The sequence below is a fragment of the Novosphingobium arvoryzae genome (assembly GCF_014652615.1).
GTDB classification, from domain to species: Bacteria; Pseudomonadota; Alphaproteobacteria; order Sphingomonadales; family Sphingomonadaceae; genus Novosphingobium; species Novosphingobium arvoryzae.
The window spans coordinates 1-20,307 of sequence record NZ_BMZD01000003.1; the positions used below are offsets into that span (position 1 = coordinate 1).

Consider the following 20,307-nt stretch of genomic DNA (forward strand, 5'->3'; position numbering starts at 1 on the left):
CGTCATAGATCATCTGAGCGTGGGAGGGGCTCACGGACGGCACGTAAATGGCCTGATCCTTGGGCGTGATGTCGTTTTCAATGTGGTTTGCGTACCGAGGGAACGGCCATGCGGCATCGTTATGGATTTCACGGTCCATTTTAGGTCTCCGGAATTTGGGTAAATCAAGAAATTGATCAATGTTGGGATGCTGACTGGCAGCATCCCAACAGGGTCAGTTCAAGCCTAGCAGGCCGGGGTGAGCGTGGTCAGGCAACGGTCCTTGACCACGCCCTTGTCGTTGAGGGTCGGCAGGTAGACGCGGTACTCCCCGTACTTGTCGTACCAGCCAACATGGAAAAGGCCCTTGGGGTCAATCGACAACACGAAGTCAGTGGCGTTCTGTTCTGCGAGCAGTGCAAACAGGTCAGCAATGTCACGCGGGCGCATCAGCACGGTCACGACAGGCCCGAGGTTCGAGCCATGCGAAATCGTGAACGTCTTGTGCTTGTCGTGCTCGAAAGTCAGCGTCCGGCCGTCACTGGACACAATGATCGGAAGAAAGGTCTTCTTTTCATCCTCCTTGGCCTTGGCCCACTTGCAGACATAGTCCTCATGCACTTCCTGCACCTTGGCCTTGGAGAGAGTGCCGCAAGCCTTCGAGGTGAATTCGTCAATGCCCACCGGAAGGTGCTTGTGATTGGCCATGCGCTGCCAGACAAAGCGAGGGTCGATGGCGCAATCTTCCAGCGGCTTGTCATTCGGAACGACCTGCCAGATCAGCGTATCGATATCATCGACTGCTTCCATGCCGAACATGACGCGATCACCGATGCTGCCCAGCTGCTTGATGAGATCCTTGCCAGTCTTGGTGACGTTGTCATCCGAACCGCGCTCAGTGGGCAGCATCAGGAACCGGCCGGGCTCGGACAACTGACCGATATTGATGCCCTTCGCAGGGCGAGCAACGATCACTGCCGAAGTGTCCGTATAGCGGCCCGAAACATGCAGATGCGTGCCACGCTCATCGTCGCACAGGGCAAAGGCGCGAGTGACCTTGTGCTTTTCGCCAGAGCTCGAGCCGTCAACGGTATAGATGCTGCTCTTGCCTTCGCGAACAAGGCTGCTGATCTCACAGACCTTGGCGACGAATTCAGACATCGGGTCAAGGCCGGCGAGTGCTTCGGTATCCACCTTGAGCACCAGTGCCTTGGCTTCATTTGCCGAGACATCCAGTTCGCCGATCATGGACACCTTGTCGTTCTGCTTGTGGCCAACCATGAACACGTAGCCATCGCGGGCAAACTTGGCATCGTAATCGATGGTATCGAGCGGTTCGGTCAGATCGATGGCCTTCTTGATGGCAGCAACCTTGGCGTCACGCTTGGCTTCGTTGTCGGCGTTGCCATTTTCCGTGTCATTGCCGCCATCCGTCTTGGCAGCATTGGGATCATTGCCACGGGCAATGTCGAGCGCGGCTTCGAACCCGCCAGCCTTCTTGAGCAGCGCAACAATCGCATCCTCGGTCATGCTGTCGAGCTGGTCACGGTGCTGGTCAATGTATTCCAGCACCTTTGCATAGCGCGAAACATTCGAGGCATCGGAAGCGCGGGCAAACGAGAACACGAACTTGACCACAACCGTGAACGGGCTTGCGCCTTCACGGGCTTCGGCCTTGAGCTTGGCAGCCTTGTCCCAGTCTTCCTTGGAATAGCCGAGATAGTCCTCGATCTTGGCGAACTCCTCAGCGGAAATGTCCTTGCTGTCGCCCGCGAGATAGGCAGCAACACGGGCTTCGAGATCGGGAAGGGCGTTGTTGAAGCGGTCAACTTCGGCGTTGTAGTCGTCAAGCTGCGAGGCAAACCATGCGCGGGCAAAATCTTCGGCAGCTTCGGAAGCCGCGAAGTGCCAGAGCAGGTAGCAGTTTGCAGCGGATTCCATTGCCGCCGTCTTGTACAGCTTGTAAGCCGACTGCGCCTTGCTCACAAAGGCAGTGAGCTTGGCAGCGTCAATGCTGGTTTCGAGGGTTTCATTTGCGATATTCATGACGTGTTTCCCTTCGTCAGTAGAGCGTGTCACTCGGATCACGCATCAGGCCGGTTGGCGCTGACGGGGGCACAATTCTCATAAGGAGCCGCTTGGATTCTTGTGCGACATTGACCTTTGGAAGATGCTGTTCGTAACGTTGGGGCCAATGGTTTCGCTGCAACGGGGATGGGATGGCTGGGCAATGATCCGTTACGATAACGAGCTGTATTATTTCCAATATGCGCCGCCAACGGATCGTTTGGAGGATGCAACTAAGGGCAAGCGGCCCTCAGTGCCGTTTACGGGTGCGCAGCCTTGGCAATGCTCGGTGTACTACTTTTGGTGGCTTTTTCTGCGTGAAAACGAAGCCTATCGAACGGCCTGCGAGACCCGTGGCCAAAGTGAGCTTCGTGCACTGTATTTTGATTTCGGAGATGTTCACGACACTGATTTTCCAACATGGTGGTTGGAAACTGGCCGTGATCTGTTTTGCGAACCTCGCTCGGAAAGCGTTCAAATCGTCAAGCAGGGAGAGCTGCGTTACAGCTACGATGCAGATGACCGGCTGCTCCTAACCATTGATCGAGGCAGCGATATTGAGCGTGTTTTGGCAGAAGTGCGTAGCCTGTTGCGCAAATCTGAAAATAAATTACGCAACAAGGGAGCAAGCCAAGCTCTCTACCAGGTCTTCACGAAACCCGTACTTACGTCACTGTACCAGCATCATAAGGTGTACACTCTGCGCAAATCAAAACCTGATGCTGCGCTATACGAAATAGGCGATGAAGCTGGCGTTATGACCTCTCTCTCACCCAGCGACACCGAAGCCAAAGCAATGTTGGCATCAGTGACAGGGCGCATCGTCCGGCAGGCCGAAAGGATAATTGAATACGTGGGGCAAGGTGTTTTTCCGGTGATCACGGAGGAGCATGAGAAGCTTGTGCCTGCATTTCGTGAGGCCCTCAAAAAATCTAGCCAAAAGCGTGTTCAAGAGGTCACTGCCGGGCCTTATGAAACGACCTTTGGTATCCGACGTCAATTCCTGTGACATTTGAGCGAGCTCTATAACTCGGTTGTCCATATCAGCCCCTGACCATACAATGGGAATGGTCAGGTCCAAATCCATAACACCTTAAGGAACTCAAGATGAGCAAACTTGCTGAGCTGATGGCCAAGAAGGCCGAGCTGGAAAAGCAGATTGAAGCTGCCAAGCAGGCTGAGCAGGCCGATGCGATCAAGCAGATTGTCGAGCTCGCAAAGGCCTATGGTATTTCCTACGCAGACCTGAAGCCGCACATGACCAAGCGCCGCAAGCGCCGTGCTGTTATGGACGCAAGCTGATAACGGATGAACACTGAACGGGCGCTGTAGTCTGCGATTTTAAGCGTCATACAGTGCCCGCAACCCTTGCCTCGCTGCTCGTGTAGCGGGCCCACAGCACACCCAGCCTGCTCGCCGCTGTAAACGCAGATTTGACGGTGGACCTTTAATTGGGCTTGTCGTTGAAGGTCCGGGGAGGGCTATCTGGGCACGGACTTTTATGCCTTAGATGGCAACGGTGCTGTAGCATGGAGCAAGATAATCCAAGGTTATCAGATGCTTGGAATATTTTAACTACACACAAAATCTACACACATTATAAAAAGCTATTAATATCAAATAATTAGATAAAAACGCTATATACTCAAAATCGGTTGGAGAGATCCGTGCCAGTTCGAGTCTGGCCAGGGGCACCAGTCGCCGATAGCGTTGCAGCGGGCGCGATTGCGCTCTAGCGTGCGCGCCATGATCAAGCCTATCTTCACCCCCATCGCCCTTGGTGCCGCCGCGCTCGTCGCGCTTGTCTCGACCCCTGCCGCCGCCGATCCGGTGCGCGCCAAGGTTCAGGCCGACCTGCCGGAGCTGATGGCGATCTATCGCGACCTGCATCAGAACCCGGAACTGTCGTTCCAGGAAGTTCGCTCTGCCCGGATCATGGCCGATGCTGCGCGCAAGGCCGGGTTCGAAGTGACGGAGAAGGTCGGCAAGACCGGCGTGGTCGCGGTGCTGAAGAACGGTCCCGGCCCGGTCGTGCTGATCCGCGCCGACATGGACGGGCTGCCGGTGGTCGAACAGACCGGGCTGGCCTATGCCTCGAAAGCGCGCGGGGTTTCGACCGCGGGGGTGGAAAGCGGGATCATGCACGCCTGCGGGCACGATACCCACATGGCCGGATGGATCGGCGCGGCACGCGCTCTGGCCGCCAACCGCGACCGCTGGTCGGGCACGCTGGTGATGATCGGGCAGCCGGCAGAGGAGATAAATTCCGGCGCAGAAGCAATGCTTAAGGACGGATTGTTCACGCGCTTTCCCAAGCCGGATTTCGCGCTGGCATTCCACGATACGGCGGACCTGCCCTCTGGCACGATCGGGGTGAAGCCAGGGTTCGCGCTGGCCAATGTCGACAGCGTGGACATCACGGTCAAGGGGCTGGGCGGCCACGGCGCCTATCCGCACACCACCAAGGACCCGATCGTGCTGGCCAGCGCCATCGTGATGCGGCTGCAAACGCTGGTCAGCCGCGAGGCCAGCCCGTTCGACCCCTCCGTGGTGACGGTGGGCAGCTTCCACGGCGGGGCCAAGCACAACATCATTCCCGATGAAGTGAAGCTGCAACTGACCGTGCGCAGTTATTCCGACGAATCGCGCAAGCTGCTGCTGGACGGGATCAAGCGCATTGCTGCGGGCGAGGCGCAGACGGCGGGCGTTCCGGCAGACCGGATGCCGGTGGTCACGGTCGATCCCAATCCGGGCCTCGCCACCTGGAACACGCCCGATTTCAGCGAGCGGATGTCCACCTTCTTCAAGGGCCGGTTTGGCGCCGCGCGCGTCGTGGAAACCCCGCCGTCGATGGCGGGTGAGGATTTCGGCGCGTTTGCCCGCACCGATCCCGAACGGATCAAGACGCTGATCTTCTGGGTGGGAGGGCGTCCGCAGGAGGAATTCGACGCGGCCAAGCGGGAAGGGCGCGTGCTGCACGGGTTGCACAGCCCGTTCTGGGCGCCAGAGGCGGATCAGGTCGTCGCGACCGGGGCCGAAGCGCTGGCCAGTGCGGCGATGGAGCTGATGCCCAAACGCTGAGGGCAGTTTTGCGAATTATTCTCATTAAGTTGATCGCTTTTGGCGATTAATCTTCGCGGAATTTCCTGATGGAAAGGACCGGCGGCGCGGCCCATCTAGGGTGCGTCGAATTTCCACCAACAGGAGAGTTATCATGGGACTCAAGGGCTCCAAGACCGAGGAAAACCTCAAGGCCGCGTTCGCTGGTGAAAGCCAGGCCAACCGCCGTTACCTGTACTTCGCCCAGAAGGCCGACATCGAAGGTCACAACGACGTTGCCGCCGTGTTCCGCTCGACCGCCGAAGGTGAAACCGGCCACGCGCACGGCCACCTCGAATACCTCGAAGAGTGCGGCGATCCGGCCACCGGTGAACCGATCGGCGACACCGTTGCCAACCTGAAGGCGTCGATCGCCGGCGAAACCCACGAATACACCGACATGTATCCGGGCATGGCCAAGACCGCGCGCGAAGAAGGCTTCGACGAAATCGCGGACTGGTTCGAAACCCTGGCGAAGGCTGAAAAGAGCCACGCCGGCAAGTTCCAGAAGACGCTCGACGGCCTGCTCGCCGACGCGTGATCATGACTGCGGGCGGCGGGGGCAGCAATTGCACTCGCCGCCCGTAATCTTTTTTGACTGAACGATCTGATCGTTGTCGTGAAATTTACAGGGGAATTCCGCGATGGAAGGCAGCCTTGAAGCGCCCACCCGCCACCCGATTCCGTGGCAGGACGAATCATGGTACGACGAAGCCGCGCTCGAGGCCGAGCTGCGCCGCGTCTATGACATTTGCCACGGCTGCCGTCGCTGCTTCAACTTGTGCGACAGCTTCCCGATCCTGTTCGACGCGATCGACGAGGCGCCCAACGAGGAAGTGGAGGACCTGACCCCGGTCCAGCTCAAGGCCGTCGTCGATGCCTGCACGCTGTGCGACATGTGCTTCATGACGAAGTGCCCCTATGTGCCGCCGCACAGCTTCGATCTGGATTTCCCGCACCTGATGCTGCGCTACCGCGCGGTCGAGCATCGCAAGGGGCAGACCTCGTTCGCCGATACCCAGCTGGCCGAAATGGACCGCAACGGGCGGCTCGGCACGGCGCTGGCGGGCCTCGCCAACTGGGCGACCGACCAGGACAACGGGTTGACCCGGCCAATCATGGAAAAGGTCGCCGGGATCGACCGGCGCGCGCACCTGCCGCCGTTCATGGAAACGCCGCTGGTCAACCAGGCCGCCGGGATCATCCCCGCGCCGAACCCGGATGGCCCGGCGTTTGGCAAGAAAGTGGCCGTCTATGCGGGCTGCCATGACAATTTCAACGACGGCACCCCCGGCCTCGCGCTGGTGAAGGTGCTGGCGCACAACGGCGTGCGCGTGCGGATCGAGCATCCCGATTGCTGCGCCATGCCCAAGCTGGAAAATGGCGACCTGGCCGCTGTCGCCAGCGCTGCCCAGCGCATTTCCGCGCATTTCGCGCCGCTGATCGCGGATGGCTGGGATGTCGTGCCGCTGACCACCAGCTGCGCGCTGATGCTGAAGTTCGAATGGCCGCTGATCGAGGTCGGCAACGACGCCGTCACGCAGCTGTCGAAGCACACGTTCGACGTGTCGGAATACATCGTCGCGCTCTCGAAGGAGACCGGCCTTGCCCCGATCGAGGCGATGCCGGCGTCGATTGCCGTGCATTTTGCCTGCCACGCCCGCGCCCAGAACATGGGGCCGAAGGCGATGGAAATGCTGCGCCTGATCCCCGAAGCCAAGCCCGCGCTGACCGAGCGCTGCTCTGGCCACGGCGGCAAGTGGGGCATCTTCAAGGAAAACTTCGACCGTGCCGTGAAGGTGGGCAAGCCCGCCGCGCGCAACCTGGTCAAAGGCAACCCGGACATGATCGTGTCCGAATGCCCGCTGGCCGGTCCGCACCTGAAGCAGGTGATCGCTGCCAACGGCGGTGAAGTGCCGGAGCGTATCGGTCATCCGATTGAAATCATGGCGAAAGCCTACGGTCTGTAAAGAAATTTACGCAACCGAATGAACTTGTAAGGATAATTGCAATGCCCCGCGATCAGCGTAGCATCACCGCTGCCGACATCATGCCGCTGGACCAGTACGAGCTGATCCGCGCCGACAAGAAGCAGGAAGCGATCGAGCGCAAGAAGCTCACGCGGCTGGCGGTCGGTCCCTATGCCACGGTCCTGTTCGAGAACTGGGATTCGATGTGGCTGCAGATCCAGGAAATGCTCCGGATCGAGAAGGGCGGGGACGAGCAGCTGGTCGACGAGCTGGCGGCCTATGACCCGATGGTGCCCAAGGGCAGCGAGCTGACCGCGACGGTGTTCTTCGAAATCGGCGATCCCGAACGGCGCGATGCGTTCCTGCGCACGATTGGCGGCGTGGAAAACCACATCAAGATCCAGGTCGGCGGCCATGAAATCGCGGCGCGCGCCGAAGGCGATACCGAACGCACCCGCGCCAGCGACAACAAGGCCAGCGCGGTCCACTTCTTCCATTTCGATTTCACGCCGGAAGCCATCGCCGCGTGGAAATCGGGCGAGGGCAGCGCGCTGTTCGTGATCGACCATCCGAACTATGGCCACGCCGCGCTGATCAGCCCGGACGCTCGCGCGTTCCTGAGCCGGGAATGCTTCTGAACTAGTCCACGTCTCCGGAGCCGCCAGAGCGCGCCCTTGACGATTCCAGCAGCGCGGCGGCCTGATCGGCGGTCGGGCTGGTGGGGGCGGGGGTTCGGCTGGAAGCATCTTCCCGCTCGTCGTTCACCGGAATGCCGCGCAGCCTGGCACTGCTGCCGGCCGCGCCGGGTGGCGGCGTAAGGTAGGGCGGAGATCCGCGCATCGGCCCGACCTGCGGGCCGCGCGGCGGCCGGCCTGCCAGCATCGGCGGTGGATTGGGGTCGGTCGATGCGCCGCTGTAACCGGAATTCTCTGGACCGTCGCTGCCCCAGCTGCCCTTGGTGCGGGTGGTTTCCGGCTGGCCGACGTCCTGCGTGCCGATCACTTCGGCTTCGGTTTGCTCCAGCTGGTTGCGGGCTTCGCGCTCGGCCAGTTCCTGCGCGATCTGCGATTGCTCCCCGCCCGCGAACAACGCGATCAGCCCGGTCAGCACGACCGTGGCTGCGGCGAAGTGCTTGAGCAGCTTGGGTGAAATCGGCAGGGGTTGAACCGGACGGCGCATGCGAAAGCTTATCGCACCAACAGGTTAACCATGCGTCGCGCGCTTATGGTTACCATGAAATTAACGGCCGCCGGCGCGAAAGGGGCGCGCCGACGACCGTCGTTACTCCTCCCCAGGAGTTGGTAGTGGCCCAGGAGTTTAGTGGGCGTCAGGCGTAGGAGCCGAGCCGATGATAGAGCGCGCTGATCCGCGCGAGTTCTTCGGGTTCCTCGGTCGAGCGGGCGTGGCTGGCGAGCGCCTGGCGGAGCAGGCGGAAATCGTTGTTGGAGAGCAGCGCGCGGGCCCGGCTCGGCTCGCGGATTTCGTTCATCTGCGCGGTTTCCATGGGGGTATTCCTTCGTTGCTGCGGAGCGGACCCTCTTGTCCGCCTCCCCATCCTGATAGGCCTGGGTGGGCTGGATTGAGTAGTGAAAATTACAAATCATGTTGTGTGGATGGCGCTGAAAATCCAATATTTCTTGTCAAGTTGTAAATAATATGACAAATGGGCGGGATGAGCGATCCGACCATCCTTGCCGGACCCAGCGTTCGCCGCCTGCGCCGCCGCGAAGGGTTGACCCAGGCCGCCATGGCGTCGCGGCTCGGCATTTCTCCCAGTTATCTCAATCTGATAGAACGAAATCAGCGCCCGCTGTCGGCGCGGTTGGTGGTGGTGCTGGCCGAGCAGTTCGACTTCGATCCGCGCAGCCTGCGGCAGGACGAGGCGGTGGGCGGGGTTGACGGGCTGCGCCGCCGTCTGGCCGACGAACGCTTTGCCGATCTGGCCATCGACCGCGACGAGATTGCCGAATGGCTGGCGGCCGCACCGCAGGCAGCGCTGGCCTTTGCCCGGCTGTTCGATGCCAGCGGCAAGGATGTGGCGGCGGCCTCGACCGATCCGATGGACCTTGTCCGGCGTGAAATCGAGCGCTGGCGCAACCACTTTGCCGACCTCGATGCCGCGGCCGAGGCGCTGGCCGACGAATTGCGCCTGTCGAACGCCGATATCGGTGCGGCGCTGGCCGAGCGGCTGCGCCAGAAGCATCAGCTTTCCGTGCGGATCCTGCCGGCCGACGTCATGCCGGATGCCTTGCGGCGGCTAGACCTGCACGCGCGGCAATTGCAGCTGTCCGAAGTGCTGGACGGCCCTTCGCGCAATTTCCAGGTCGCGGTGCAGCTGGCGCTGCTGGAACAGCGCGACGAGATTGCCGCGATTGCCAATGGTGCCCAGTTCACCGACCGGGCGGCCTGGCGGTTGTTCCGCCGCCATCTGGCGGCCTATTTCGCGGCCGCGCTGCTGATGCCCTATGGCCGGTTCATGCGGGCGTGCGAGGCGACGGGGTATGACCTTGACCTGCTGCAGCGCCGCTTTGGCGTGGGCTTCGAACAACTGGCCCATCGCCTGACCACGCTGCAGCGGGTCGGCCAGCGGGGCCTGCCGTTCTTCATGGCCCGGATCGACCGCGCCGGGCAGTATTCCAAGCGTTATGCCGGGGCGAGCGGAACGCTGCTGCTGGAAAGCGAGACGAGCTGCCCGCTGTGGGCCGCGCATGAAGCGTTCGAGCGGGCGGGGCGGACTTGTGTGCAACTGGTCGAGGTGCCGGACGGGGCGGGCCAGCCTTCGCGCTGGCTGACGCTGGCGCAGACCGTGGAGCGCAGCGGGACGCTGGGGGCCGGAACGGCGCGCTTTGCCGTCGTGCTGGGGCTGGAAGCGCGGCTGGCCGGGCAGCTGGCGCAGGCCCGCGGATTGTCGCTGGATCCGGTTCATGCGGTGCCGATCGGGCCGGGCTGCGCGCAGTGCCACCGCGCGTCGTGCCTGCAACGCGCCCTGCCGCCGCGCGGCGCGGCGCTGGAATTCGATGAGCGGATCAGGGGCCTGACACCGTTCAGTTTTCGCGGATAGGTTTCGGCAACCAAGATCTGTAAAATTTACCGACATTTCACCCTTGGCCATTAGGCCGGGGCGGACCATTCACACCGAAGGCCGCCCAAGGGACGATGATCCGCCTATTCAAACACTATATCCCGCACGCGGTGATCCTGCTGGGACTGATCGACCTGGTGCTGCTGTGCCTGGCTGGTGAGATTGCCTGGCGGGTCCGCGCCGGCCAGATCGGGATCGATGCGGGCGAGACACTGACCCGTCTGTGGCAGCTCTCGGCGTTCTCGGTCATTATCCTGACCGCGATGATCGCGGTGGGGGTCTACGGTTCGGACGCGCTGCGCTCGATGCGGTTCGCCACGGCGCGGCTGCTGGTAGCGATCTCGCTGGGGGTGATCGGCCTGGCCTTTGTCGATTTCCTGCTGGGCGGGCACAATTTCTGGCGCTCCACGCTGGCCTATACGATGGGCATCGCGATTGTCATGCTGGTGCTAAACCGGCTGGTGATCGGCGGATTGCTGGGCACGGCCGCGTTCCGGCGCCGGGTGCTGGTGCTGGGGGCCGGGGCGCGGGCGGACCGGCTGCGCAAGCTTTCGGAACGGCCGGAGAGCGGGTTCGTGATCGTCGGCTATGTGGCGATGACCGATAGCCCGCCGGTGGTCGAGGAATCCATTGCGCGCGGGGCGATCCACAACCTGACCCGCCATGTCGAGAACCTGGATGTCAGCGAAGTGGTGCTGGCGCTGGAGGAGCGCCGCAACGCCTTGCCGCTGGCCGACCTGTTGCGGATCAAGACGACCGGGGTTCACGTCAACGATTTTTCCAGCTTCATCGAGCGCGAGACGGGGCGTGTGGATCTCGACACCGTCAATCCCAGCTGGCTGATCTTTTCGGACGGGTTTTCCTCAGGGCGGGCGCTGTCGAGCGCGGCGAAGCGGATTTTCGATATCCTGGCCAGCGCGCTGCTGCTGGTGCTGACCGGCCCGGTGATCGCGCTGTTCGCGCTGCTGGTGAAGCTGGACAGCAAGGGTCCGGCGTTCTTTCGCCAGACCCGCGTCGGGCTCTACGGCCAGAATTTCGACCTGATCAAGCTACGCTCGATGCGGACCGATGCCGAGGCGAACGGGGCGCAGTGGGCGCAGAAGGACGATCCGCGCGTCACCCGGCTGGGCAAGTTCATCCGCAAGGTCCGGATCGACGAGTTGCCGCAGGCCTGGGCGGTGCTGAAGGGCGAAATGAGCTTCGTCGGCCCGCGCCCGGAACGGCCGGAATTCGTGGCCAATCTGGAAGAAAAGCTGCCTTATTACGCCGAACGCCACATGGTGAAGCCGGGGATCACCGGCTGGGCGCAGATCAATTACCCGTATGGCGCCTCGATCGAGGATTCGCGGCACAAGCTGGAATACGACCTATACTACGCCAAGAACTACACGCCGTTCCTTGATCTGCTGATCCTGTTGCAGACGCTGCGCGTGGTGCTGTGGCACGAGGGCGCGCGCTAGGATGACGCTGGCGGGTTCCATCTGGCCCGGCGTTGCGGCGCTGTTGTGGCTGCTGGCCGCGGCGGCGTGCGGCGTGGTCGCGACCTGGCTGTGGCGGCTGGTCGAGCGGTTCGGACCTGCCGCCCGCGCCCTTGCGGTCGCGCTGGCCGCGACCGGGTTCTGGGCGCTGGGGTGCGGTCTGCTGGGGCAGGAAGCGGCGATCACCGCTATGGCCGAATCGGGTCGCAACCTGGGTTGGCTGTTCGCGCTCTATCGCCTGTTCGCGGTCGATGGCCGGCTGGCCAGCGTGCAGCCGGTGCGGCCGATGCTCTATGCGCTGGGCTTCGTCGAACTGGTGCAGGCCTTTGCCCACGCGCTGTTTGGCGCGGCGAGCGCGGACCAGGCGCCGCTGGCGGCTTATGCCTTCCAGTCGCTGACGCTGCTGCACCTGCTGCTGCAGATCGGCGGGCTGGTGCTGGTGCACAACCTCTATGTCGGCGCGCGGGCGGAAACGCGGCTGCTGCTGCGCTGGCCCGCCGGGGCATTGCTCACGCTCTGGGGCTTTGACCTCAACTATTACACGGTCGCCTATCTGTCCCATGGGATGCCGGAAATGCTGGGGGCGCTGCGTTCGGTCGCAGTGCTGGCGGCGGCGTCGACGCTGGCTATCGGGGCCTTGACGGGCCGGGCGCAAGTCAACCTGCGGCCCTCGCGTGCGGTTACGTTCCAGTCGCTGTCGCTGATGCTGATCGGGGGCTACCTGATCGCGATGGTGGCGCTGGCCCAGTGGCTGTCATGGTCGGGCGGGAACCTGGCGATGTCGTTGCAGCTGGGCGTGGTATCCGCGGCGACCGTGCTGGGCGTGGCGGTGATCGCCTCGGCCCGGATGCGCGGATGGATGCGGGTGATGGTGGCCAAGCACCTGTTCCAGCATCGCTATGACTACCGCAGCGAGTGGCTGCGCTTTACCCGCACGATCGCCAAGCCGGGCGGCAGCGATGCCAGCCTGGACCAGCGTGTGATCCGCGCCGTGGCCGACATGACAGACAGCCCCGCCGGCCTGCTGCTGACCGCGGGCGAGGGCGGGCGGCTGGAATTGGCGGCGCGCTGGCAGTGGCCGACCGCCGAAGTGCCGGGACTGGCCCTGTCGGCGGCGCAGTGCCGCTTTTTCGAGCAGCAGGGATACGTGGCCGACCTGGACGAGCTGCGCGCGGGCCGCGCCAGTGCGGAGGCCACGGCAGCCGTGCCGCAATGGCTGCGCGATGAGCCGCGCGCCTGGGCGCTGGTGCCATTGCTGCACTTCGAGCAGCTGGTGGGGATGATCGTGCTGGCCCGGCCACCCCATCCGCGCAAGCTGGACTGGGAGGACTTCGACCTGCTGCGCGTCGCCGGGCAACAGCTGGCCAGCTATCTGGCCGAGCACGCCGGACAGGCAGCACTGGCCGAAGCGGGGCGGTTCGAGGACTTCAACCGCCGTATCGCCTTTGTCATGCACGACATCAAGAATCTGGCCAGCCAGCTCAGCCTGCTTGCAAGGAATGCGGAGCAACATTCTGATAATCCTGAATTCCAGCGGGACATGATGATCACGCTGCGAAATTCGTCGGACAAGCTGCACGCGTTGCTGTCGCGCCTCTCGCGCTATGGTTCCAGTGCCATCGAAACGCTCCAGCCGGTCGCTGCCGATCAGATTGCGGCGCGGGTCGCGGCGCAGTTCCAGGCGTTGCACAACGTCCAGCTGGTGGAAGCCGCGCCGTGCCGGGTGGCCGCGCAGGCGGATTCGCTGGAACAGGTGCTGGTCCATCTGGTCCAGAACGCGATCGATGCCAGCCCTGCCGGCGCGCCGGTGTTCGTGCGGGTGGCCTGCGAAGGGCTGGGCGGGGTGATCGAAGTGCTCGATTCCGGCACCGGGATGAGCCCCGAATTCATCCGCACCCGCCTGTTCAAGCCGTTCGACAGCACCAAGTCCGGCGGGTTCGGGATCGGCGCCTATGAAGCGCGCGAACTGATCCGGGCGATGCGCGGGCGGCTGGACGTGGAAAGCTGCGAAGGGCTGGGCAGTCGCTTCACAATTCACCTGCCGCTCTACGATGCCGCCGAACTGATCGACACCCTTGCCGCGAAACGAGTTGCCTGAAATGTCCGATGCCAAGTCCAAGGTGCTGCCCAAGCTGCTGATCGTCGAGGACGATCCGGGTCTGCAGGCGCAGCTGAAATGGGCCTATCCCGAATTCGACGTGGTGATCGCCGGCGACCGCGCCAGCGCGCTGGCGGCGCTGCGCGCGGACGAACCGCCGGTGGTGACGCTGGACCTGGGCCTGCCGCCCGATGCCGATGGCACCAGCGAGGGCTTTGCGGTGCTGGATGAAATCATGGCGCTGAAACCGGACACCAAGGTGATCGTGGCCAGCGGCCACGGCGCGCGGGAATCCGCGCTGCGGGCCATCGCCAAGGGGGCCTATGACTTTTACCAGAAGCCGGTTGATATCGAGGCGCTGGGCCTGATCGTCCGTCGCGCGCTGGAACTGCACCGGATCGAGGCCGAAAACCGCCAGCTTGCCGCGCGATCGGGTGAGGACAACCGCGTGCTCGGCCGGATGATCACGGGCGCGCCGGAAATGGTCAAGGTGGCCCGCACGATCGAACGGGTGGCCAACACCAACGTCTCGGTCATGCTGCTGGGGGCCAGCGGCACCGGCAAGGAATTGCTGGCGCGCGGACTGCATGACGCCAGCGACCGCGCGGGCGGCGCGTTCGTGGCGATCAACTGCGCGGCGATTCCCGAAAACCTGCTGGAAAGCGAGCTGTTCGGGCATGAGAAGGGCGCCTTTACCGGGGCGGTCAAGACCACCGAGGGCAAGATCGAGCTAGCCCACGGCGGTACGCTGTTCCTTGACGAAGTGGGCGACATTCCGCTGCCCTTGCAGGTCAAGCTGCTGCGGTTCCTGCAGGAACGCGTGATCGAGCGGATCGGTTCGCGCAAGTCCATCGCGGTGGACACCCGGATTGTCTGCGCCACGCACCAGGACCTCGAAGCGATGATCGGCGACGGGCGGTTCCGCGAGGACCTGTTCTACCGCCTGGCCGAAATTGTCATCCGGATCCCCAGCCTGGCCGAGCGGCCGGGCGATGCGGGGCTGCTGGCCCGCGCGTTCCTGACCCGCTTCGCGCGGGAAATGAACCCGGCGGTCAAGGGCTTTGCCGCCGATGCGCTGGCCGCGATCGATGCCTGGCAATGGCCGGGCAATGTGCGCGAACTGGAAAACCGGGTGAAGCGCGCGGTCATCATGGCCGATGGCAAGCTGGTGTCGGCTGCCGACCTCGACCTTGCCGAACCGGACGAGGCGGGCGAGGCAGTGCTGAACCTGAAGGCCGCGCGCGAGGCGGCCGACCGGCGCGTCATCCGCCATGCGCTGGCCCGCAGCGAGGGCAACATCTCGCAGACGGCCAAGCTGCTGGGGATCAGCCGCCCGACGCTCTACGACCTGCTCAAGCAATACGACCTGCAGGCCTGAACCGATGCGCCTGGCCCGCTTCCTGACCGTGCTGGGCCTGGCGGCGGTGCTGATCGCGGCACCGCTGGCGGCCCTGCCGGACGTGCAGCAGGGCCCGATCAATGCCGCGCGCTCCGCCCTGCAAAAGGGCGATGGCATCGCGGCGGAAGCCGCGCTGCGCAATGCCATCAAGGCCGGCGCCCCGCGCGCGGCCATCGCGGCGTGGATGGGCGAGGCGTTCCTCTATCAGGGCGAGCTGCTGAAAGCGCGCGAATGGCTGGGGCCGGGGCAGTTCACGCCCGAATCCGCCGGGCGCGGCTGGCGGGCGCTGGGGCGGCTGGAGCGGCTGGAAGGCAATCTGCCGGCAGCGGGGAAGGCCTATGACCGGGCCTTGTCCTACACGCCGCGCGATGCGCAGCTGTGGGTCGATATCGGCCGCCTGCGCTATCTGGGCGGCGAACAGATCCAGGCCGTCGACGCGGCAGAGCGCGCGCTTGTGGCCGAGCCGGACAATGTCCGCGCGCTGGAATTTCGCGCCCAGTTGCTGCGCGACCAGTCCGGCTGGGCCGCCGCGCTGCCGCTGTTCGAACGCGCGCTGGAACTGGCGCCGGAAGACCTTTCGCTCCTGAGCGGCTACGCCGCCACGCTGGGCGAACTGGGCCGCACGACCGAGATGCTGGCCGTGACCCGCAAGATGATCGAGGTTGCTCCCAAGCACCCCTATGCCTTCTACCTGCAGGCCGTGCTGGCGGCGCGGGCGGGCAAGATCGACCTCGCCCGCAATCTGCTGGCCCGCACCGGCGACCGCTTGCAGGCCATGCCCGCCGGGCTGGAATTGCAAGGCCTGCTGGAACTGGAAGCGGGCAACGCCAACGTCGCGGCCGGCTTGCTGGAGCCATTGGCCCAGCGGCAGGGCGCGAACCAGAAGCTGCAATTGCTGCTGGCCCGCGCGCTCTATGAGGCGGGCGACTATGGCAAGCTGCACGAACGCTATGATGCGCTGGCCGCGCGCCCGGATGCGCCGGCCTATTTGCTGGTGTTGCTGGCCCGCGCGCACGAAGAGCAGGGCAACCGCGCCGCTGCCGCTCCGCTGCTGGACCGCGCCGCCGCCGCGACGATCCCGGCGCTGATGCCAATCCCGGAGCGCGATCCCATTGGCGTGCTGGCGCTGCGCTGGAACAGCGCGCCCGGCGTGCCGGAAACGGCGGTGCCCTATGTCCGCAGTCTGCTTGCCGCGCGTGATATGCGCGGCGCCGTGGCCGTGGCGGAGCGGTTCCGGCAACTGCACCCGGGTTCGTCCGAAGCGCTGGCGCTGTGGGGGGACGTGGCGCTGGCGAGCGGACAGGCGGGTGCGGCGCTGCAGGCGTACGACCAGTCGGCGCAAGTCCGCTTTCCCGAAACGCTGCTGCTGCGCATGGGCGAGGCCTTCGACAAGGCCGGGCGCGGGCGGGACGCGATGATCGTGACCGCCAACTATCTCGCCGCCTTCCCCGGCAGCCGCCTGGCCGCGCGCATGGCGGCCAGCCACCGGGCGTTTACCGGCGATTGGGCCGGCGCGCGCGCGCTGCTGGAAAACCTGCGCCAGCGCGGCGGCAACCGCGACGTACGGTTGCTGGCGGACCTCAGCCTGGCGCAGCTTCGCACCGATGACGTCAAGGCCGCGCGCGAGAGCGCCGAGCGCGCTTATGCCCTGCAACGCGGCAGCGGCGTGGCGGCGCAGGCGTTGGGAATGGCGCTCGCCGCCGCCGGAGAAGAGCCGCAGCGCGCCCGCGACCTGCTCGACAAGGCGCGGCGGATCGGCGGCGACAACCCGTTGCTGGCCGAAGCGCGGACGCAGCTGGCCAAGTAGGCGCGTAACTGACCAGAATGGCCAGACCGGCATCGCCTGACCGGAATTGTTACGCATAAGTCTCGACAGCGCCGCCAAGGCGATTTAATCGAATGATTAAATTCTGGATCAACAGACAAAGGCGAGGCTGCGATGGCGGGTGTTCTGCAAGGCGTGACGGTGATCGAACTGGCGGGGATCGGACCCGGCCCGTTCTGCGGGATGATGCTGGCCGACCACGGCGCGCGGGTGATCCGGGTGGAGCGCCCCTCGAAGGCCGGGCGGTTCGGTGATGGCGGCAACCGCGACATCCTCAACCGCAACCGCGAGCGGATCGAGCTGGACCTGAAGGATCCGGCCGCGATCGCGCAGATCAAGGAACTGGCCAAGACCGCCGACGCCCTGATCGAAGGCTATCGCCCCGGCGTGCTGGAACGGCTGGGGCTGGGGCCGGACGTGCTGCTGGCCGTCAATCCCAAGCTGGTGATCGGGCGGATGACCGGCTGGGGCCAGGACGGGCCGATGGCGCCGCTGGCGGGGCATGACATCAACTATATCGCGCTGTCGGGCGCGCTCCATTCCTATGGCCGCAAGGGCGAAAAGCCCAGTTTCCCGGTCAACGCGGTGGGCGATTTCGGCGGCGGCGGCATGATGCTGGCGTTCGGGGTGGTGTCCGCCATCCTCCATGCGCGCAGCGGCGGGCAGGGCCAGGTGGTCGATTGCGCGATGGTCGATGGCGCGGCGATCCTCTCGGCCATGACCTACACCTTCCTCGGCAATGGCCAGTGGAAGGACGAACGCGGGGTCAACCTGCTCGATTCGGGCACGCACTTCTATGACACCTACGAAACCAGCGACGGCAAGTGGATCTCGCTCGGCTCGATCGAGCCGCAGTTCTATGCGTTGCTGCTGGAAAAGACCGGGCTGGCCGGAGATCCCGATTTCGCCCAGCAGATGAACCCGGCCAAGTGGGACGAGCTGAAAGAGCGCATGACCGCGCTGATCCTGACCAAGACCCGCGACGAATGGTGCGCGATCATGGACGGAACCGACATCTGCTTTGCCCCGGTGCTGAGCCTGAAGGAAGCGCCGCAGCATCCGCACAACGTGGCGCGCGGGACGTTCGTGGAGGACGGCGGCATGGTCCAGCCCGCACCCGCACCGCGCTTTTCCGCCACGCCCGCGCCGCCGGTGTCGCTCGCCGGTCGTTAAGGCGCAAAGCCCCTTTCCAAACCGTGTCATTCCCGCGAAAGCGGGGATGACAAACGGGGGGCGAAGTTGTGAATTTCCTGACACGGCTGGATTTGCTGGTCCGGGTGCTGCTGCTGGCCATCGCGCTGGCGGTGGTGGCCCCGGTTTCGGGCGCGATGCGCGAAGTGGTCCAGTTCATCGCCAACGCGGCGGTGTTCATCCTGTTCTTCCTCAATGGCCTGCGCCTGCCGCGTGATGAAGTGCGCGCGGGACTGACCAACCACCGGCTGCTCTGGCCGCTGACGGCCTGGGTCTATGGCGTCATGGCGCTGTCGGGCTGGGCGGTCTGGCAACTGGGGCAGGGCTGGATGCCGCCGATGATCGCGCTGGGCTTTCTCTATCTGGGCTGCATGCCCTCGACCGTGCAGTCGGCCACCGCCTACAGCTCATTGGGCGGCGGCAATGTCGCCAGCTCGGTGATCGCCGCGGCGCTGCTCAACATCATGGGCGTGTTCGTCTCCGCGCCGCTGTTCTCGCTGCTGGGCGGGGGCGGCGCGGCGGAGTTTCACACCGACAGCCTGATCAAGGTGATTGGCATGCTGCTGGTGCCGTTCACTGCCGGGCAGCTGATGCAGGACCGGCTGGGCGGCTGGGTCAAGGGCCACCGCGCGCTGGTGACGGGCATGGACCGGGCGGCGATTGCCATCGCGGTCTATGTCGCGTTTTCCGGCGCGGTGGAGCAACGCTTCTGGACCCGGATCGACGCGCAGGGCTGGCTGTGGCTGGTGGCGGGCACGGCCGTGCTGCTGGTGATCGGCCACCTTGGCGCGTGGTGGCTGGGCCGGGCCGTGGGGCTGGACCGCGCGAACCGCGTGTCGATGCTGTTCGCGGGCGGGCAGAAAAGCATCGCGATGGGTGCGCCAATGGCGACCGTGCTGTTTCCGCCCGCCGTTGCGGGGGTGATCCTGCTGCCGATCCTGCTGTACCATCTGGTCCAGCTGATCATTGCCGCCCCGATCGCGGTGCGGCTGCGCGGCGGCTGATCAGTCCGCGCGCACCGCGCTTTCGATCTCGCCATCGGGGAACTTGCGCTTGTGGCGGACCGACCACCACAGCGACAGCCCGATCAGCACCGCGCCGATCAGCCCGGTCACGGTTTCGGGGATGTGGAACTTCGCCGAGATCAGCATGATCCCGCCCAGCGCGATGATCGCCCAGAACGCGCCGTGTTCGAGATAGCGATACTCCGCCAGCGTGCCCTTCTGCACCAACATGATGGTCATCGAACGCACGAACATCGCGCCGATCGACAGGCCCAGCGCGATCACGACCATGTTGTTCGACAGCGCGAACGCGCCGATCACGCCGTCAAAGCTGAAGCTGGCGTCGAGGATGTTGAGGTAGAGGAACCCGCCAAGCCCCGACCGCACCACCGCGCCCTGCGCCGCGAGCGCCTGCTCGCGCATTTCCAGCAGCGTGCCCAGCGCCTCGACCGCGATGAAGGTGACAATCCCCAGCGTGCCCGAAACCATGAAGGTCAGCGCGTCAGCCGGGTCCAGCAGCCCCGAAATCAGGTAGATCACCACCAGCAGGATCGCGATTTCCGCCGCCTTGACGTTGGAAAAGACGCTCAGCTTCTCTTCGATCCAGGCGATCCAGTGGACGTCCTTTTCTCCGTCGAAGAAGAATGACAGGCCGACCATCGCCAGGAACGCGCCGCCGAACCCGGCGATGCCGACATGGGCGCTGGACACGATCTCCTCGTACCGCTTGGGATCGTTGAGCGAGAGGTTCACCGCCTCCATCGGCCCCAGTCCGGCGGCAATCGCGACGATGGCCAGCGGGAACACGATGCGCATCCCGAACACCGCGATCAGCATGCCCCAGGTCAGGAACCGGCGCTGCCAGATCTCGTCCATCTCGTCGAGCACCGAGGCGTTGACCACCGCGTTGTCGAACGACAGCGAGACTTCCAGGATCGACAGCACGACCACGATCCACAACAGGCCCAGCGTGCCGGCGATGGTGCCGGTCTGCATCCAGCCATACCAGACGGCAATGGCCAGACAGACGAGGGTGAACAGGATCGAGCCCTTGTAATAGCGCAGCACGGTGTATTCCCTGTTTGGTCGCCCGGAGAGACCGGGCAAGAGCCGCG

Annotated in this window: 17 protein-coding genes; 13 read left to right on the forward strand and 4 right to left on the reverse strand. The window is 64.3% G+C overall.

Annotation, left to right across the window (positions count from 1 at the left end; all coding sequences use genetic code 11):
• Positions 1-225: 225 nt before the first annotated feature.
• On the reverse strand, positions 226-2,025 hold the full coding sequence (locus tag IE113_RS06560; protein WP_189539696.1) for a hypothetical protein: 1,800 nt from the start codon (positions 2,023-2,025) through the stop codon (positions 226-228).
• A gap of 148 nt (positions 2,026-2,173) precedes the next feature.
• On the opposite strand from IE113_RS06560, the gene IE113_RS06565 reads away from it, so the two are divergent.
• The 6 genes from IE113_RS06565 (at position 2,174) to IE113_RS06590 (ending at position 7,753) form a co-directional block, all read left to right on the forward strand.
• Positions 2,174-3,055, forward strand: coding sequence for a hypothetical protein (locus IE113_RS06565; RefSeq protein WP_189539698.1), 882 nt, complete (start codon positions 2,174-2,176; stop codon positions 3,053-3,055).
• A 98-nt stretch (positions 3,056-3,153) separates the two neighbouring features.
• Entirely contained in the window at positions 3,154-3,348 is a 195-nt protein-coding gene (locus tag IE113_RS06570) for an H-NS family nucleoid-associated regulatory protein (RefSeq protein ID WP_189539699.1), read from the forward strand.
• Positions 3,349-3,792: 444 nt separating this feature from the next.
• Positions 3,793-5,127, forward strand: coding sequence for a M20 metallopeptidase family protein (locus tag IE113_RS06575; protein ID WP_189539701.1), 1,335 nt, complete (start codon positions 3,793-3,795; stop codon positions 5,125-5,127).
• Between the two features lie 133 nt (positions 5,128-5,260).
• Positions 5,261-5,686, forward strand: coding sequence for a rubrerythrin family protein (locus IE113_RS06580; protein ID WP_189539703.1), 426 nt, complete (start codon positions 5,261-5,263; stop codon positions 5,684-5,686).
• Positions 5,687-5,789: 103 nt separating this feature from the next.
• Positions 5,790-7,115, forward strand: coding sequence for a heterodisulfide reductase-related iron-sulfur binding cluster (locus IE113_RS06585; RefSeq protein ID WP_189539704.1), 1,326 nt, complete (start codon positions 5,790-5,792; stop codon positions 7,113-7,115).
• Positions 7,116-7,156: 41 nt separating this feature from the next.
• Entirely contained in the window at positions 7,157-7,753 is a 597-nt protein-coding gene (locus IE113_RS06590) for a DUF3501 family protein (RefSeq protein ID WP_189539706.1), read from the forward strand.
• Between the two features lies 1 nt (position 7,754).
• Here the strand turns inward: IE113_RS06590 and IE113_RS06595 are convergent, their stop codons facing one another.
• Positions 7,755-8,294, reverse strand: coding sequence for a hypothetical protein (locus tag IE113_RS06595; RefSeq protein WP_189539708.1), 540 nt, complete (start codon positions 8,292-8,294; stop codon positions 7,755-7,757).
• 148 nt (positions 8,295-8,442) lie between these two features.
• A complete protein-coding gene (locus IE113_RS06600; protein ID WP_189540720.1) occupies positions 8,443-8,619 on the reverse strand; it encodes a hypothetical protein in 177 nt (58 codons plus the stop codon).
• Positions 8,620-8,787: 168 nt separating this feature from the next.
• Here IE113_RS06600 and IE113_RS06605 point away from each other — a divergent pair, with 168 nt between their 5' ends.
• The 7 genes from IE113_RS06605 to IE113_RS06635 all read left to right on the forward strand — a co-directional run bounded on the left by IE113_RS06605 (position 8,788) and on the right by IE113_RS06635 (position 19,192).
• Positions 8,788-10,176, forward strand: a complete 1,389-nt coding sequence (locus tag IE113_RS06605) for a helix-turn-helix domain-containing protein (protein ID WP_189539710.1) — start codon at positions 8,788-8,790, stop codon at positions 10,174-10,176.
• Between the two features lie 95 nt (positions 10,177-10,271).
• Entirely contained in the window at positions 10,272-11,657 is a 1,386-nt protein-coding gene (locus IE113_RS06610; protein WP_189539712.1) for a TIGR03013 family XrtA/PEP-CTERM system glycosyltransferase, read from the forward strand.
• A gap of 1 nt (position 11,658) precedes the next feature.
• Positions 11,659-13,773 carry an XrtA/PEP-CTERM system histidine kinase PrsK gene (gene prsK / locus IE113_RS06615; RefSeq protein ID WP_189539714.1) on the forward strand — a complete coding sequence of 705 codons (2,115 nt, stop codon included), beginning with the start codon at positions 11,659-11,661 and terminating at the stop codon, positions 13,771-13,773.
• A gap of 1 nt (position 13,774) precedes the next feature.
• Positions 13,775-15,151: a PEP-CTERM-box response regulator transcription factor gene (gene prsR, locus IE113_RS06620; protein WP_189539716.1), complete on the forward strand. Its 1,377-nt coding sequence runs from the start codon at positions 13,775-13,777 to the stop codon at positions 15,149-15,151.
• A 4-nt stretch (positions 15,152-15,155) separates the two neighbouring features.
• Complete coding sequence (locus IE113_RS06625; RefSeq protein ID WP_189539718.1) at positions 15,156-16,979, forward strand: tetratricopeptide repeat protein; 1,824 nt, start codon at positions 15,156-15,158, stop codon at positions 16,977-16,979.
• Between the two features lie 132 nt (positions 16,980-17,111).
• Positions 17,112-18,170, forward strand: coding sequence for a CaiB/BaiF CoA transferase family protein (locus IE113_RS06630; protein ID WP_189539720.1), 1,059 nt, complete (start codon positions 17,112-17,114; stop codon positions 18,168-18,170).
• Between the two features lie 68 nt (positions 18,171-18,238).
• Complete coding sequence (locus IE113_RS06635) at positions 18,239-19,192, forward strand: bile acid:sodium symporter family protein (RefSeq protein ID WP_189539722.1); 954 nt, start codon at positions 18,239-18,241, stop codon at positions 19,190-19,192.
• Here IE113_RS06635 and IE113_RS06640 read toward each other — a convergent pair whose 3' ends face one another.
• Entirely contained in the window at positions 19,193-20,260 is a 1,068-nt protein-coding gene (locus tag IE113_RS06640) for a DUF475 domain-containing protein (protein ID WP_189539724.1), read from the reverse strand.
• Between the last annotated feature and the right edge of the window lie 47 nt (positions 20,261-20,307).

Coding starts and splice junctions, on each gene's coding strand:
- IE113_RS06560 (WP_189539696.1), bottom strand. CDS start 2,025: ATGAATATCGCAAATGAAACCCTCGAAACCAGCATTGACGCTGCCAAG.
- IE113_RS06565 (WP_189539698.1), top strand. CDS start 2,174: ATGGTTTCGCTGCAACGGGGATGGGATGGCTGGGCAATGATCCGTTAC.
- IE113_RS06570 (WP_189539699.1), top strand. CDS start 3,154: ATGAGCAAACTTGCTGAGCTGATGGCCAAGAAGGCCGAGCTGGAAAAG.
- IE113_RS06575 (WP_189539701.1), top strand. CDS start 3,793: ATGATCAAGCCTATCTTCACCCCCATCGCCCTTGGTGCCGCCGCGCTC.
- IE113_RS06580 (WP_189539703.1), top strand. CDS start 5,261: ATGGGACTCAAGGGCTCCAAGACCGAGGAAAACCTCAAGGCCGCGTTC.
- IE113_RS06585 (WP_189539704.1), top strand. CDS start 5,790: ATGGAAGGCAGCCTTGAAGCGCCCACCCGCCACCCGATTCCGTGGCAG.
- IE113_RS06590 (WP_189539706.1), top strand. CDS start 7,157: ATGCCCCGCGATCAGCGTAGCATCACCGCTGCCGACATCATGCCGCTG.
- IE113_RS06595 (WP_189539708.1), bottom strand. CDS start 8,294: ATGCGCCGTCCGGTTCAACCCCTGCCGATTTCACCCAAGCTGCTCAAG.
- IE113_RS06600 (WP_189540720.1), bottom strand. CDS start 8,619: ATGGAAACCGCGCAGATGAACGAAATCCGCGAGCCGAGCCGGGCCCGC.
- IE113_RS06605 (WP_189539710.1), top strand. CDS start 8,788: ATGAGCGATCCGACCATCCTTGCCGGACCCAGCGTTCGCCGCCTGCGC.
- IE113_RS06610 (WP_189539712.1), top strand. CDS start 10,272: ATGATCCGCCTATTCAAACACTATATCCCGCACGCGGTGATCCTGCTG.
- prsK (WP_189539714.1), top strand. CDS start 11,659: ATGACGCTGGCGGGTTCCATCTGGCCCGGCGTTGCGGCGCTGTTGTGG.
- prsR (WP_189539716.1), top strand. CDS start 13,775: ATGTCCGATGCCAAGTCCAAGGTGCTGCCCAAGCTGCTGATCGTCGAG.
- IE113_RS06625 (WP_189539718.1), top strand. CDS start 15,156: ATGCGCCTGGCCCGCTTCCTGACCGTGCTGGGCCTGGCGGCGGTGCTG.
- IE113_RS06630 (WP_189539720.1), top strand. CDS start 17,112: ATGGCGGGTGTTCTGCAAGGCGTGACGGTGATCGAACTGGCGGGGATC.